At 50.7% G+C, this 15117-nt stretch carries 9 protein-coding genes; all 9 read right to left on the reverse strand.

Going from position 1 to position 15117, the window contains the following annotated elements:
* Window positions 1–147: 147 nt before the first annotated feature.
* On the reverse strand, window positions 148–1989 hold the full coding sequence (locus tag ACTQ1O_RS01410; protein ID WP_441485791.1) for a L,D-transpeptidase family protein: 1842 nt from the start codon (window positions 1987–1989) through the stop codon (window positions 148–150).
* Window positions 1990–2109: 120 nt separating this feature from the next.
* A complete protein-coding gene (locus ACTQ1O_RS01415; RefSeq protein WP_441485792.1) occupies window positions 2110–3975 on the reverse strand; it encodes a glycosyltransferase family 2 protein in 1866 nt (621 codons plus the stop codon).
* Window positions 3972–6158 (reverse strand): glycosyltransferase family 2 protein, encoded by a 2187-nt coding sequence (locus tag ACTQ1O_RS01420; protein ID WP_441485793.1) that lies wholly within the window; start codon window positions 6156–6158, stop codon window positions 3972–3974. Before ACTQ1O_RS01420 ends, ACTQ1O_RS01415 begins: the two co-directional genes overlap by 4 nt.
* 9 nt (window positions 6159–6167) lie before the next feature.
* A complete protein-coding gene (locus ACTQ1O_RS01425; protein ID WP_441485794.1) occupies window positions 6168–8489 on the reverse strand; it encodes a class I SAM-dependent methyltransferase in 2322 nt (773 codons plus the stop codon).
* A 148-nt stretch (window positions 8490–8637) separates the two neighbouring features.
* Window positions 8638–10062, reverse strand: coding sequence for an ABC transporter ATP-binding protein (locus tag ACTQ1O_RS01430; protein ID WP_441485795.1), 1425 nt, complete (start codon window positions 10060–10062; stop codon window positions 8638–8640).
* Between the two features lie 174 nt (window positions 10063–10236).
* Complete coding sequence (locus ACTQ1O_RS01435) at window positions 10237–11073, reverse strand: ABC transporter permease (RefSeq protein WP_441485796.1); 837 nt, start codon at window positions 11071–11073, stop codon at window positions 10237–10239.
* A 46-nt stretch (window positions 11074–11119) separates the two neighbouring features.
* Window positions 11120–11701 carry a dTDP-4-dehydrorhamnose 3,5-epimerase gene (gene rfbC, locus ACTQ1O_RS01440; RefSeq protein WP_441475557.1) on the reverse strand — a complete coding sequence of 194 codons (582 nt, stop codon included), beginning with the start codon at window positions 11699–11701 and terminating at the stop codon, window positions 11120–11122.
* A 113-nt stretch (window positions 11702–11814) separates the two neighbouring features.
* Window positions 11815–12639, reverse strand: coding sequence for a DUF4422 domain-containing protein (locus ACTQ1O_RS01445; RefSeq protein ID WP_441485797.1), 825 nt, complete (start codon window positions 12637–12639; stop codon window positions 11815–11817).
* Window positions 12640–12866: 227 nt separating this feature from the next.
* On the reverse strand, window positions 12867–14966 hold the full coding sequence (locus ACTQ1O_RS01450; protein WP_441485798.1) for a sugar transferase: 2100 nt from the start codon (window positions 14964–14966) through the stop codon (window positions 12867–12869).
* Between the last annotated feature and the right edge of the window lie 151 nt (window positions 14967–15117).

Consider the following 15117-nt stretch of genomic DNA (forward strand, 5'->3'; position numbering starts at 1 on the left):
TGTTTCTCACCAACGAGTAAGATCATATCAAAACGGTCTTCTATTGTCAAGCAGATTCTACATTTATTTTCGGCAGATTCTACATTTATTTTCGACAAGGTCTTCCATTCCTGAAGACAGGGGCTTCATTGCCGCCCCAGCCCGCCTTCAGTTATAAATCACAACCGTTGTACCGTAAGGCACATTATCATAAATATATTTTGCGTTTTCAAGCGCAAGCCGCACGCAGCCGTGAGATGTCGCTGCGCCCAGGGTTCCATCCAGAATGCGGACCGGCGAAGAAGACCCATCATAGATTACGGAATGGAATAAATAATCTCCGGAAATCTGACTGTAATACCAGCATTTGGTGTTGCCGCTCCAGAAATAAAGTCCCTTTATCCCCAGTCTGTATACACCGGTAATCGTAGGCGTTGATGCTTTTCCATTGGAGCAAAGCCAGTACTTCTGGTTTTGCCAGTTATTCCTGCTTCCTGTATACACGCCTGTCCGATGAGCGGAACGGTCAACCATCAGAAGATACCCGGTAGAGCTTGAATATCCCTGCGCTATAGCATCCATACCAGCGTGAGGGTTGACATATTTCCAGAATGCATTCGCCGTACTTCCGGGTGTGCCGCTGCCCTTGGGCACCACACGGATTTCGATCGCTTCCATACGATATCCATAACCGGAGGATCCGCAGTCTGCTCCGTTTGACGCCCAGCCAGACCAGCCGAATTTCTGTATATGTGTACGATAATACACATCAAAACAATTCGCCATCTCACCGGTCAGTCGGATCCGAATCGCCTCCAGGCGAAGTCTCTTTCCTACTGTCCCGGTCATCACTCCGTCAGCTTTCCATTCTTTTTCCCATCCGGCTCTCTGTATATGGGAGCAGTACGAAATACCGCCCGTGAATCCGGTTGTGTTGCCCAGATGGATCTGGAGCGCTTCCATCCGCAATCCCTGTCCGGTCGTCCCGCCAGTAGCCCCGTTTGAAACCTCTCCCAGACTCCATCCGTATTTCTGCACATGGGTCTGATAGGTTACTGTCGGAACCGTAAGATAAGGGATATTCCGGGAAGCAGATCTCGCAGGAGCCGCCTCTTCCTTCTTTACAAGTGCCACCTCGAACGCCTCGACTCGTCGGCTCAGATTCGTTGTACCGGCAGTCTCGCCGTTTTTCGCCCATGCAAGCCACCCGAAACTCTGCACATGCACGCGGTAATAAAGATCGTACTTCTCCGCATCGGCTCCGGTCAGCTTCATGACGATTGCTTCGACCCTGAGGCTCTGTCCCGTCGTTCCCGCAGCTGCACCGTCGTTCTGCCAATCGGTCCAACCCTTCCGCTGCACATAAGTTCTGTATGTGATACCGAGATTCTGATCGCCTTTGATACAGGCCCTGATTGCCTCAACACGAAGATGCTTGCCCGTAAATCCCGCATAAGTCTGAGCGTCTGTTCCGGAAACGGCGTCCTCTGCCGGCCACCCCTTCTGCTGAACATGAGCGGCATAGCTGACAACAGGTATTTCCAGAGCGATGTCTTTCTCTTCTTTCTCCTCTGTCTCTTCCCTCTTTTCTTCAGAAGATTCCTCAGTCGCGTTCGCGGTTTCCGAGGATCCGGATACGGAATCTGTCCCCACGATTTCTGCTTCAACTGATTCATTCGAAGCATCTGTCACGGTGTTATCGCCCGCCTTCTCACCGGAATCTTCTTCAGATGAGGTCCCATTTTCAGATGTACCGGTATTTTCGGATGATATATTCTCCACTCCATTATCCGCAGATGTAACCGTGTTGTACTTCGCCGTGTTGTTCTCCGCGGCATCGCTGCTATTCTCCGCACTGCCTGATGTGCCATCCAAAGAGTCATCCGTCTCACCGGTTTCGGAAGATATATAAGAAGCTGCTGTATCCTCTGCATAAACCGGACATGCCGCAGATATCACTCCAATGGCCGTTAATGTTGTGACAAGTTTAAACAGATTTTTTCTTCCCATAAGATCTCCCTTCTGCACAAACCGTATTTTGGGTATTATAACCGCCGCGCTTCCCTTGTCTTTCTCCAGTACGAGTTACTTATATTATACGATACAGCAGGAATTTATGATATAAAAATATTATTCCCGGCACACAACCGGAAGCTCCCACTTCTCATCTCCCACACGGAGTTTGAAATCCGCCTGTCTGATTGAAAGATTTGGATTATAATAAGGATCTCCCTGAATAAGCAGATCCTTCCACTTTTCCGCGAACCGGTTAATCTCAGACTGGAATCTCTTCAGTTTCTCCCCCGTGTTGTCCAGGCCTCTGGATTTTGATTCAAAATGATAGAATTCCGCACCTGCGTCATATACGACCAGATATCCTTCCCGCCGCACACGCAGACAGAAGTCGATATCATTGAACGCGACCTGAAACTTCTCATCCAGACCTCCGACCCTGTCGTACACCTCTTTTTTTACCATCATACATGCCGCTGTTACCGCATTCAGATCCTGGGTGCAGATGGCCCGGAGTCCGTATCCTGCCAGTCCGCGTCCCAGTCCCGTAAACATGTGCCCGGCAATTCCGCCGGCTCCTATGATCACTCCCGCATGCTGAATGGTATCATCCGGATAGTACAGCTTTGCGCCTACGATTCCCACATCGCTGCGCATGCAGATATCAAGCATATCCTTCATGCTCTCCGGCCGGATCATCTCTGTATCATTGTTCAAAAGCCACAGATATCTTCCTCTGGCGAATCCGGCTCCGAAATTATTGATCGCGGAAAAATTAAACGTGCCCTTCCAGACCACCACCCGGGTATTTGCCTTTTTCTTCAGCTCTTCATAATAAGAAAAGGTCTGTTCTTCCGTACTGTTGTTTTCTACAATGATCCACTCAAAGTTCCGGTACACAGATTTTTCTTCCACAGATTCGATGCATCGTCTCAGATCCCCGACATGATCCTTATTCGGGACGATGATGGACACAAGCGGCCGTTTCGTCCAGCTGTAGACCGTGCGGTATACACCGAGCACCTCTCCGATCCTGGCCTCTGCAGGAACGCCGATCCTTCGGTAATGAGCTGTCACTGCCTTTGCTCCGTTTTCGAAGGCGTAGCGCTTATGCTCCGGGTCAGCCGCGGTAGAATCCGGACTTTTTCTCCAGTGGTACAGCACTTTGGGAATATGACAGATTCTTCCGGCTTTCTCCGTGTACCGCAGAATCAGATCCTGATCCTGCGCCCCGTCAAATTCGGAATGAAACCCGCCGCACTGTTCAAACAGCCATCGCCGGAACACAAAAAGGTGGCAGATATAATTCGTGCTGCACAGAAGATCCAGATTGAAGTCCGGCTTGAAATTCGGTTCCAGATACCGGTCTCCTCTGTAGCTGATTTTATCTTCGTCCGTATAGAGAATATCAATTTCCGGATCCTTACTGACGGCGTCAGCGCATTCATAAAGCGCGTCCGGCGCAAGCAGATCGTCATGATCACACAGCACCATAAAGTCACCGGCGGCCATCTCCAGCGCAGCGTTCGTATTCCCCGATATGCCCTCATTCTTCTCCAGGTACTTCACCTTTATCCTGGGATCCCTCCGGACATATTCCTCAAGAATATCCTGAAGCGGACTCCCGGCGGAAACGGACTGTCCCTCCTCCGCATTCTCTGTGCTGTTTCCCACGATGCTTCCGTCCGCCAGGCAGAGCTCCCAGTGCGGATAGGTCTGCTTCTCCACAGATTCGATCAGCTCTCTGAGAAATTTCTCCGGCGTGCGGTAGAGCGGTACAACTATGCTGAAGGTGACCGGATGATCAAAACGACGCTCTCTCTGCCTTCTCAGCTCCAGTGGTCCCGTCTCGTTTCTTCTCCGAAACGCCTTATAGTCATTCTCCGCAGTGAAGTGAACCCGATACCAGTTCCTGATCTTTCTTCCGGTATCCCGAACGCCGTTTTCTCTCAGGTAATGAAAAGTTTTCGATACAAGCTTCATTTTCCGGTCTCCTGTCGAAGGCAGAATGGTCCGATGGTCAGAGAAAAATTCGGATTGTAGCAGGGATCTCCCTTCGCCAGGAAATCCTTCCATGTGGACTCGAAGCGCTCCACCTCGGAGCGGAATCTCTCAACCTTTTCCCTGGTATCCTCCGACCCTCTGGATTTGGACTCATAATGATAAAACTCCGCGGAAGGCTCGTACACAATACGTTTCCCGAGCGCGCCGACCTTCATGCAGAAATCGATGTCATTGAAAGCGACCGCATACTCCTCCGTGAGCCCTCCTGCCGCCTCGAAAATTTCCCTTCTCACCATAAGGCACGCAGCAGTAACCGCGCTGTAATCCTGTGTCATCACTGCGCGGCCCATATATCCCGGATCCCGGGAGGAGAGGTTGCAGAACGCATGTCCCGCAACGCCTCCGAATCCGACGATGACGCCGGCATGCTGAATCGTGCGGTCCGGATACAGAAGCCTTGCTCCTGCGATCCCCACATCTTCTCTGAGGCAGAGATCCGCCATCGCCTTCAGACTCTCCGGGCGGATCATCTCCGTGTCATTATTCAGGAGCAGCAGAAGCTCCCCTCTGGCGTGTCTCACTCCGAAGTTGTTGATTCTGGAATAATTAAACGCTCCCTTATAGGTCAGAACGGTAACATTCTTCCGGTCCCGGATGGAGTCGTAATATCGGAATGTCTCGTCCTCGGTACTGTTATTCTCGACAATGATCCATTCATAGTTCCGATAGATCGATCTGCTGTCGACAGAATCCATGCATTTCTTCAGATCCCCGACATGATCCTTATTCGGAACAATAATCGAAATCAGCGGCTGTCTGCCCCAGTCGTACACGGTATGATAAGTACCGGTCAGCACCCCCTGCCCGACACTGGCAGGGATACCAAGTCTTTCATAATGTTCACTGACCGCCCTGGCTCCATTCTCAAAAGCATAGGATTTAGACTCCGGGTTGTCCGCCGTCGAGCCATAATGGCTTCTCCAGTGATAGAGAATCTTCGGAATATGTCTGATTTTTCCGGCCTTTTCTGTGTATCGCAGGATCAGATCATAATCCTGCGCTCCGTCGAATTCCTTCCGGAACCCGCCGTACTTCTCATAGAAGCTTCTGGGAAAAAGGAACAGGTGGCAGATATAGTTCGTGCTGCACAGGAGATCCGGGTTGAAATCCGGCTTGAAGTTCGGGTCGAAGCGTCTTGAAGAATCCATGGAAATTTTGTCTTCATCGGTGTATACAATATCAACCTCCCGGTCCTGAAGTGCTTTCACAAGCTCAAACAGAGCATTCGGAGGGATCACATCGTCATGATCACAGAGCACGATATACTCCCCGTCTGCCATTTTCAGAGCCTCATTTGTGTTGCCGGAGATTCCTTCATTTTTCTCAAGTCTCCGGTAACAGATCCGTGAATCTCTCGCCGTGTATTTCTTAATCACTTCTTCTACACAGTCATCCTCTCCGCTGCCGTCGGCAATGCAGAGCTGCCATTTCGCATAGGTCTGATTCTTGATCGACTGCAGCAGCTCCCTTAGATACTTCTTACTGGTGCGGTACGCCGGAATAACGATGCTGATCTTCGGTTCATAAGAGAAGTGACATTTTCTCTGCTTTGCCAGCTCATCTGACCTCACATCGTTCTGTCTCGCCCATTTCTCATATGCAGGAATTCTGTCGGAGCTGTTCAGTCTCCGTACCACAAGTCCCGCGTACCTTCTGGGGCCGAACTGTCTCAGGTATTGAAAATCATCTGTTATCAGCTGCCGGCTGACATGCCTAAGCATATCAGCCGCTCCCTCATAATGGCGGTTCTCCTGACGGCTGAGCATGTTTACGGTGCGGAAGTCCACCGGATATTTCTCCGATTCCGTTCCGTCCGGGGACGTAAAAATGAGGATGTACTGATTCTCGTCCTCTTCTTTCCTGAAGCGCAACTGAAATCCCATCATCTCGTCGCTTTCCGAGCCCCCAAGCGCACGGATCACATCGGAACGATACAAAGTCCTGATATCGGCAGCGACACCCCGCCCGCTCTTCTGTTCCACCCGGATTTCCGTATGGGTCAGAACCTTGTTCCCACCTTCCTGGCTGATCCACGCCGCCCAGCCGGTAGCGGTCAGGACATCCTCATCTGTTTTCGTCTCATCAATATTGTACTTTATCATAAAGGCTGTTCAGTTCTTCCGGCCCGTCAGCCGATGAAGAAATCCTCCATTTCTGTGGTGTTTTGACGATGCGGACGCCTCCCGCTGCCTCTGAAGATCCATGAGAGGCCGGATAAAATCGCCGTCCATCTCAGTAAAGCTGAAGTCGACGGAAACCGTCTGGCAGCGTTTCCCCGATGACCCTTTCCCGCTCCATCTGATGGTGAAATTCGGATCATCACCGTCAAAATAGATTGCGGACAGATATACCGGTCTCCCGGATGGAAGCGGTCCGGTCTGCTCCTCTCCTTCTTCTGATTCCCGGAAGACCGGGAGACCATTCGTGCGGATAAGCTCCGGAAGTCTTCCGTCTATTTTCAGGCTGCGGATGCGCAGAATCCCCGGTCTGTCTCCCGGATCCAGACGGATCATCGTCATCCCCTGAGGGACATCCAGGTCAGCGGAAAGCTTTCCGTCCCTCATCCGATAATCTGACGCACGCAGCTCGGAATAGTTTTCCAATCCGTTCCGGTCCGGATAATATACCCGAAGATTTCTGTCCTCATCTCCCGTATGTGCCGCTCCGGAGGAAATCCCGGCGCGAAGATCTCTTACCGGAATTCTGCCTCTCGTGAGCCATCTCTGGAAGGAGTCCTCCATCGATGCGAATATTTTTCGTTTCTGCCCGCTCAGTCCGGCTTTCCGCCAGATGTCGTTCTGCGCAAGCCTCTGCCTGTTCTTCTCAGAGCGCAGGTAATAAAAAAGAATCCGGTATCTCAGGAAATCTGACGGAACCGGAAAATCAAAACTCCACTCATAATCTATGAGCGTACAGTCCCCGTCGCTTCTGATCACATTCGCCGGGATCAGATCCACATCCGAGACCGGAAGCGTCTTCAGAGAATGTATTCCATACTCCCCGGATATTTCACCGTAAATTTCACCGGGTATTTCTCCAAAGACTTCCCGGAAGGAATCTGTTATCTCAAACGCGGACTCCAGCTCTTTTGGGACAACCAGGTCGAGATACTCCAGAAGAGCATTTTCACAGGCATCCGGCCCCTGCTTCGCAAGAACCCGGTCCAGATATTCCTCAAAAGTCTCGCCGGTGAGATATTCCATCCGTACGGTTCCTGTTATATCCGTCTTCTCACAGCGATTGATCTTCAATCTTCCCCGGTACATTTCTGAAAGCTTTCCGGAGAGCTCGCTGATGCGGCTCACATGAAAATCCGCAGCCCTCGTAAGCGCTCTCTTCTCCACATACCGCTGACTTCCATCTGTGTTTATTCCGGCGCGCTGCGGCCCGCATTTACCGCTCTGATCCGCCAGTCCCGGCACTTCACCCGCATTCATTTTCCTGCTTTGCGGCCCGCATTTACCGCTCTGATCTGCCAGTCCCGGCACTTCACCCGCATTCATTCCGCTGCTCCGCGGTCCGCCATGCCTCTCATATACAGCTGTATACAAAGCATATCTCCCGGCTCTTTCCCCGGAGAACTTCGCGTACAGCAGCGTATCGGCTGCCCGCTGCACGTCCTGAATCAGAAGAAGCGCAGGTCTGCCTGCTTCTTCCGTCCCGCAGGCTTCAGCACCGGGGTGATGTTCCGAAAGCCACTGTTCACCCGTGATCTCCATGGGGAATGTCGCGTCCGGACTGATCTCATATAAGATGGTCCGGTAACCGGAAAGTGCGCCGCCTTCCATCAGCTGTCGATACTCCCGGATTTCCTTCAGCAGAATCAGCAGGATTCCATCCTGCGCAAGAAAAGAGAGAAGCTCCTGTACCATAGCCCGACACGGCGTATCTCCCGGTATAATCCGGGAAGCCTTCTGCATCGGACCGATACACGTAATAAGTTCAAATCTGTTCCCGGGATGACCCGAATGAATTTCATTACAGAAATCCCGGAAACCCCCGGCATACAGTTTCACATTCTCCCGTTCCCTGTTCCGGTACGCGTTGATTCTGCACCGCTCTGCATCGGAATCCCAGCTGACGACCTCCCCGCATTTTTCTGCCAATGTCCCGGTCATCGCACCACAACCGCATCCTGCCTCCAGAACAGATGCGCCGTCCGGTACAGAAAAAGCACGCACAAGATTCGCTCTCAGGCCTGAAAGCTCCTCAAGCAGAAATTCGTTCTTTCGTTTCTGCATCACAGATCTGTACTGGTCCTCGGGGCAGGTTCTAAGGATCTCCATCAGTTCCTTCTCATCTGCCCTTTCCCTCTCTGTCACGGAATCCTCTGGCACTGCCTTTCCGGGGATCTTCGCTGCACCCGGGCTATTCGATGCGGAAATCTCATCTTCTAGAATATATAATTGTACCTTTCCGATCTGTTCCTTCATACACACCTGCCCTGTGCGAGGCCGACGACATCGTTACTGCACGTATCGGTATTTCCATTTTTCACTGTGTTTGCTGATGCCTTATACAAGACCTTCCGATTACATTCTGCTATTGCTCTGTTCAGAATTACTGTGCCTGCCTGGTGCCTTACGCAAGGCTTTCCGGGCCTCCACCCACCTTTTCCACACGGGTAACTGAATTCATATCATAAAAGCCCACGGTGTTCTTGTCCGAGATTACGGTGACATTGATGACATCATACAGCCTGTGATATACGACAAATCCTCCGTTTTCATATCCCGTGCAGCTGATGGAAAGCAGATACTCACCGCCTTGAAGGTTCATCTCCTGCTCAAAGGAGGCGACATAAACATCCCCCTTGTGTGCCAGTCCGATATCCTTCTTCTCATACATGGTATTGCTTCCGGTGATCGCGACTCCCTGAAGGTTTTTGAAGGCATAGGTAAAGATCGGGCTCTGTATTTCTTGGTTAAACTGTACCTTGCTGCGGATCGTGAAGCGGGTTCCCTTGATGATCGTTGAGGTCAGCTCCCCCTGATCGTCCACAATACCATAATCAATGATGTTTGCCCGTCCGTCGCCGTACTCGTTGACATTCGGATTGATCCGGAAGTGATCCATCCACTTTCCACCGTCATTGCCTGACGGATGATCCCTGCCGGCAGATGATCTGTCCGCGGCTGTCCCGGCTCCACCGTCTTCCCGCACACCATCCGCTGCATTGTCTGCGATGCGGCCTTCGCCTGTGAGAGAACGTTTTCCGGTCGTGCTGTGAATGTCAGCGTCACCGTTCTGTACGGCAGCCTCGTCAACCTGATGGACCAGGACTTTTTTGTAGAGATCAATCATGTCCTTCGGCTTACCTTCGGAAAGCTTGACTCCCTTGTTCAGAAGAATGACCCTGTCACAGTATCGGGAGATGCTTCCGAGATCGTGACTGACGAAGAGGATCGTCTTTCCCTCTTTTTTGAAGTCCTCGAATTTCTTGTAGCATTTCGCCTGAAAAAAAACATCTCCCACAGACAGAGCTTCATCTACGATCAGAATTTCCGGATCAATATTGATGGCGACGGCAAACGCCAGACGGACAAACATTCCGCTGGAATACGTCTTCACCGGCTGATAGACAAAATCTCCAATGTCCGCGAATTTCAGGATGCTGTCCATCCTCCGGTCGATTTCTTCCTTCGAGAAACCAATCATGGTACCGTTCAGGTAGATATTTTCGATACCCGTGTACTCCATATTGAAGCCCGCGCCAAGCTCAAGCAAAGCGGAAATCCTGCCATTTATGACCACTTCACCCTCCGAGGGGTTCAGTACACCGGTAATGACCTTGAGAATCGTTGATTTTCCGGCGCCGTTGGTTCCAATCAGTCCTACGGTCTCGCCCTTTTTCACATTGAAGCTCATGTGATGAAGCGCGTAATGCTCCCGGTACAGCTTCTTCCGTGTAAGGCCCAGCGCATCACGGATTCTGTATGACGGTTTGTCATATAATTTATAAAGCTTGCTGACATCCTTTACCTGGATGGCGTATTCTTCACTCATACTGGTTGGTTTTCCTTTCCCGGAATTGATACCGCGGCATATTCCCTGTACCTGCGGAATTCAGATCTTCAGCAATACGGAGTCCTCCGGGGCTTCCGTACACTGACACATCGGCCTGTCCGCCGCTTTGCCTGAGGGCTCTGCTGTACCTTCTCGGCCGCTGAAATATACCTCTTAGAGTATATCGGCAAAATGAGGCTGAAGCTTCCGGAACACATGAGTCCCGGCGAACAGCAAAAATACCGTCAGGCACCAGAAATACAGCGTCAGCTGCGGCCGCTGGAAGAACCATATGTGATTGATCAGAGAATCTCTGTACCCGCAGACAATGTAATACATCGGATTAAATTTCAGAATCACAATGACTGCCGGCGGAAAGCTCACAGCCTCCATATTCCACATGATCGGAGTCGCCCAGATCTGAACCTGCAGAATAATATTGATGATCTGTACCAGATCCCGGAAAAAAACTGCAAGCGCGCTTGTCAGATAGGAGACCGCAAGGACGAAGACAAACATGCAGAACGAATAATATACGAGCTGAACCATATAAACGCCGGGGAACAGTCCGTACACCACATACATGCCCAACATGAAGCAGACAAAAAAGGCATGTACGAACAGACTCGAGACTACCTTCACCACCGGAAGCGCGCTGATCCGGAACACCACCTTCTTGACCAGGTAGTCATATTCAAGAAGCGCGCTCGTCCCCGCAGACATCGCGTCAGAGAAATAAAACCAGGGGACCAGGCCGGCGACAAGCCAGAGCACATAAGGGACGGGAATCCCCTGCTTCGTGGACTGCGTTCCCGCGTTCAGTGCCTTCTCGAATACAAACCAGTACACAAAGACGGTGACAACCGGCTGTACAAACGCCCAGACTCTTCCAAGGTAAGATCCCGCAAATTTTGTCTTGAAATCATTTTTCGCGAGACTACCGATCAGTTTTCTGCTTCCTGACAGCTCTCCCAGAATCTGAAACAGCGCCGGCTTTCTTGACTTTGACATCTCGATCTCCTAATTATTGTTATCGTCCTTATTAAGTCTTTTGAAATCAGAAGTTCTTTTTCTTCTCAAGGAACTCCTGATAGCTCCAGTTCACCTTATCCTTGTCCGACAGGGTCAGATCCTCCGGTCCCATTCCCTCCGGCATCGGCCACTTCACGGCAATGTCCGGATCGTTCCACATCAGTCCGCCCTCATCGTTGGGATGATAAAAATCAGTCACCTTGTAGCAGAACTCCGCGTAATCAGAGAGAACAATAAACCCATGTGCGAAATTCTTTGGAATAAAAAACTGCTTCTTGTTCTCCTCTGTCAGGAGCACCCCGAACCATTTACCGTAGGTCTCGCTCCCCTCCCGCAGATCAACCGCGACGTCGAAAACCTCGCCGCGGATAACGCGAACCAGCTTGTCCTGCGGATAGTGAATCTGGAAATGGAGACCACGCAGCACACCCTTCTTTGACGCGGACTGGTTGTCCTGCACAAAATTGCAGTCAATTCCGGCAGCCGCAAAATCATTATAATTGTAGGTCTCCATGAAATATCCCCGGTTGTCACCAAAAACAGTTGGCTCTACCACATAGAGTCCCTTGATACCGCCTGCATTTTCCGTAACCTTGATCTTTCCCATAATTTTTTCCTTTCCAGGCGTCCTGACGCCCTCTGAATATACCATATTGCCAGACAGACCAGCCCACAGGCATGCCCCTGTGAGCCTGTCCGGACTTCTGTCTCCGCGGATTTTCAGAAGCTCTTCTCATACTTTTTGTGAAAGAATTTCGCGCGGAGAAAACAGGTAATCTTTCTTCTCCAGTCAATCTCTCCGAGATAAAGGTATGGCACCTCACCAATCTCGCTTTTCTTAAGCCTGCCTGTGTCTACCTGATGCATCAGCCACACATTAAAGAGCCTCTCACTGACCCTTCCGGCATATCTCGCGTCAAAAGCTGACATGCCGCTGGTATCAACCATTTTCTCAAGATCACCAAGGATGTCGAACAGCCATACGAAATACTCATCCGCGAAATTCTTCGGCATGACAAACATATTGAAAATGTATGCCCCGGTCTGCTTCATGAAGCGGTCGAACTCATCCACATAATCCGGATATTTCCGGGCAAGAATCTCCCTGGCCTTGTCGAGCTGCGTACCGTCGAAGGTATGAGCGTAGTGAGAATAGACACTTTCAATGTAATAATGCCGCTTCTTCGGAACCAGAACGCGGTACCGGGACAGAAGTTTCCTGAGCTCGCCCTCTGTCAGCACCGATGCAAGAAGGCCGTTTTTCTTCTGCTCGTGCCTGCTCTTTAGTGTAAAATATCTCCGGTAATGCACCAGTCCCAGGTAATCGCAGTCCAGATTCTTCCATGCCCAGTAGAGTCCTGTCAATTCACAGTAGACGGGGTTTTTTGAACTGATATTGTCGCCGGTATTGTCGCCGGTGAAGCCAAAGGGCTCCTTTCCCTCTGCTCCTACGTGAAGCGGAAGATAGACAGGATCCCCCGGCACCTCACACTTCTTGTGGCAGGCTATGATCAGCCTGATTTTCTTCTCATTCACAGATGTCATTCTATTCTCCTTGATCTCCCGTTTCCATTACCGCAAAATTGCAGGGATACGAATATACGCGGGTATATGCACTGGCAGTGAACCGCACCCGCTCGCAGCTGGTGTGAAATGATGATTGTACACCGCTGCTGCCCGACCGGAACGGTGGCCTGCCAGCAGCACGAACGCTGCAAATTGACGCAAAGACTCATACCGTAGGTAGAATGAATGATGCATCGCATGGCAGTTTACTGGGCGCCTTCTTCCTTTGTGACCGATTTCACGGTCCGGAACAGAATCTTCACATCAAGACCAAGACTCTGATGATCCACGTAATACATCTCCATCTTCTGTCTTTCGCCGCTCTCATAGGTAGCATTGTTCCTCGCATAGGCCTGCCAGTATCCCGTAAGACCGGGCTTCACGCTCAGAAGCTTTGCGACATCACTGCCATAGATTGTAGTTTCCTTCTCCACGATCGGCCTCGGACCGACAATTGACAGGTCACCGGAAAGAATATTGAACAGCTGCGGCAGCTCGTCCAGGCTCGTGCGCCGAATGAAATTTCCTACCTTAGTGATACGCGGATCGTTGTCAATCTTAAACTCCGTGCGATACTGCTCAAGCTGCTCCGGCGTCAGAATCTTTTCCAGATCGCCAGCGTCCCGGCGCATGCTCCGGAATTTATAAACCGTGATTTTCTTTCCGTTCTTTCCGATCCGGCTGTGCCCGTAGAAGGGGTTGCCGCCGTCATCCGCCATTACCGCGAACATCAGGATCAGAAGCAGCGGCGAGAGCAGAATGATTCCCAGAAGCGATCCCACAATATCGAACAGTCTTTTGATGAAATAATAGACACATTTTCCCGCTGTCATCCGGCAGGTGTACGTGGAGTGGTCGTATTCCAGCGGCTTTCGGAAGTCCATATACTCCCGGATGAAGGCGCACTCCTCCGGCTCCCACATTATCTGACGGCTTCTCGCGGAGCGGAACGTCAGATAACGGATGATCATGATAAATATAATTTCAGCATCCAGGCCAAGACTCCAGTTATTCAGATATCGGTCCTTTTCCGCGCGTCCGGTGCGACGGTCGGTGCACCATGTGCCCACCAGTCCGGGCTTTGCGCAGAGATACCGCAGCTCTCCCGGATTTTCAATAAAATAGGGAAGGGACGGAGCCCTCGGGCCAACAAAGCTCATATCTCCCACGAGAACATTCAGGACCTGCGGCAGCCCGTCCAGATGCGTCAGATCCAGAAAACGGCCGAGCCAGGTAAAGCAGCTCCTGCCCTCCGTCTTTCTCTGATCTGAATCCATCCGGTATACCCGGAAATGATACTGGTTAAAACGGCGTCCATTCATGCCTACTCTTACTCTTGTAACAAAAACAGGCCCTTTCAGAAAAATCTTCGTGAGTAATGTGACGATCAGCATCATGACGAGAACAAAAGGAAGCAGAAGGATAGATACAATGATATCCAGACTCCTCTTTATAACGACATTTCGCCCCCGGATCGGAATCTCAGGAAGATAGCTGACTACCGCGCACTGTCCGAGCATATCCTGCATGCGCTTTGTGTCGCTTAGTTCAAATTCCGGAAGACTGACATGAACCGTCTTCCCCAGTGGCTGAAAATGACGTACCCACGCCCTCTCTTCTTCCGGATCACCTGACACAAGGAGGATAGAATCCACCTCCTCCTTCTGAATACTCGCCATCGCGTCGGAATAATTGCTGATAACCCGGATGCCGTTTATATATTCACCCGCCAGGTCCGCATCGGTGATCACAAGACCAGATATATGAAATCTCCAGTCGATAATCGCGTTCAGCTGTTCCAGAACCCGGTCTGTGTCCCGCTCGCGGCAGACCAGCACCATTTTCTCCGAGGCTTTTCCGTTTTTATAACGGGGAATATAGATTTTTTTGACGGCTTCTCTCAGAATAAAACAGGTAAAGTATGCAATGACGAAAAAAATCGCCATGAAAATTCTGGAGTATCGTTCACTGGTCTTCGTGATGAACAGAATCACGACATCCACGACGATTACCATTACGATCATTCTCAGCGTGGCAAGAAGCTCCGACGAAACATTTCGCGAGAGATACTCCTCCGAATACAGAAACAGAAAATTTACCAGAATATAGGAAATGATCGTGGCAAAAAGCAGCGGCATATACGGAAACTGCTGAAACCGGTATCCGGCAATTATGCTCTCCCTCGTAAGCAGTCTCCACATGGGAAGAATCTTACGAATTTCATAGGATATCACGAATGCGATCAGCAGAGACACGATATCCACCATATTCATAATATAAAGCGATACTCTCTTACGATTACTCATACTTCTCCTGTCGTCACGTCTGCTCCGCCTGTCACGAAGCCCAAGGCCTGCCTTCTGGCGACCGCCTTCTATGCTCCGACGTTCTCCTAAGAACAAAAAACGTCACTCACTTCTGAGTATTCTGCCGAAATCTGTCTAAACAGCTTTCTTC

The sequence above is a fragment of the Bilifractor sp. LCP21S3_A7 genome (genome assembly GCF_052118825.1).
GTDB lineage: Bacteria > Bacillota > Clostridia > Lachnospirales > Lachnospiraceae > Bilifractor.

Coding starts and splice junctions, on each gene's coding strand:
- ACTQ1O_RS01410 (WP_441485791.1), bottom strand. CDS start 1,989: ATGGGAAGAAAAAATCTGTTTAAACTTGTCACAACATTAACGGCCATT.
- ACTQ1O_RS01415 (WP_441485792.1), bottom strand. CDS start 3,975: ATGAAGCTTGTATCGAAAACTTTTCATTACCTGAGAGAAAACGGCGTT.
- ACTQ1O_RS01420 (WP_441485793.1), bottom strand. CDS start 6,158: ATGATAAAGTACAATATTGATGAGACGAAAACAGATGAGGATGTCCTG.
- ACTQ1O_RS01425 (WP_441485794.1), bottom strand. CDS start 8,489: ATGAAGGAACAGATCGGAAAGGTACAATTATATATTCTAGAAGATGAG.
- ACTQ1O_RS01430 (WP_441485795.1), bottom strand. CDS start 10,062: ATGAGTGAAGAATACGCCATCCAGGTAAAGGATGTCAGCAAGCTTTAT.
- ACTQ1O_RS01435 (WP_441485796.1), bottom strand. CDS start 11,073: ATGTCAAAGTCAAGAAAGCCGGCGCTGTTTCAGATTCTGGGAGAGCTG.
- rfbC (WP_441475557.1), bottom strand. CDS start 11,701: ATGGGAAAGATCAAGGTTACGGAAAATGCAGGCGGTATCAAGGGACTC.
- ACTQ1O_RS01445 (WP_441485797.1), bottom strand. CDS start 12,639: ATGACATCTGTGAATGAGAAGAAAATCAGGCTGATCATAGCCTGCCAC.
- ACTQ1O_RS01450 (WP_441485798.1), bottom strand. CDS start 14,966: ATGAGTAATCGTAAGAGAGTATCGCTTTATATTATGAATATGGTGGAT.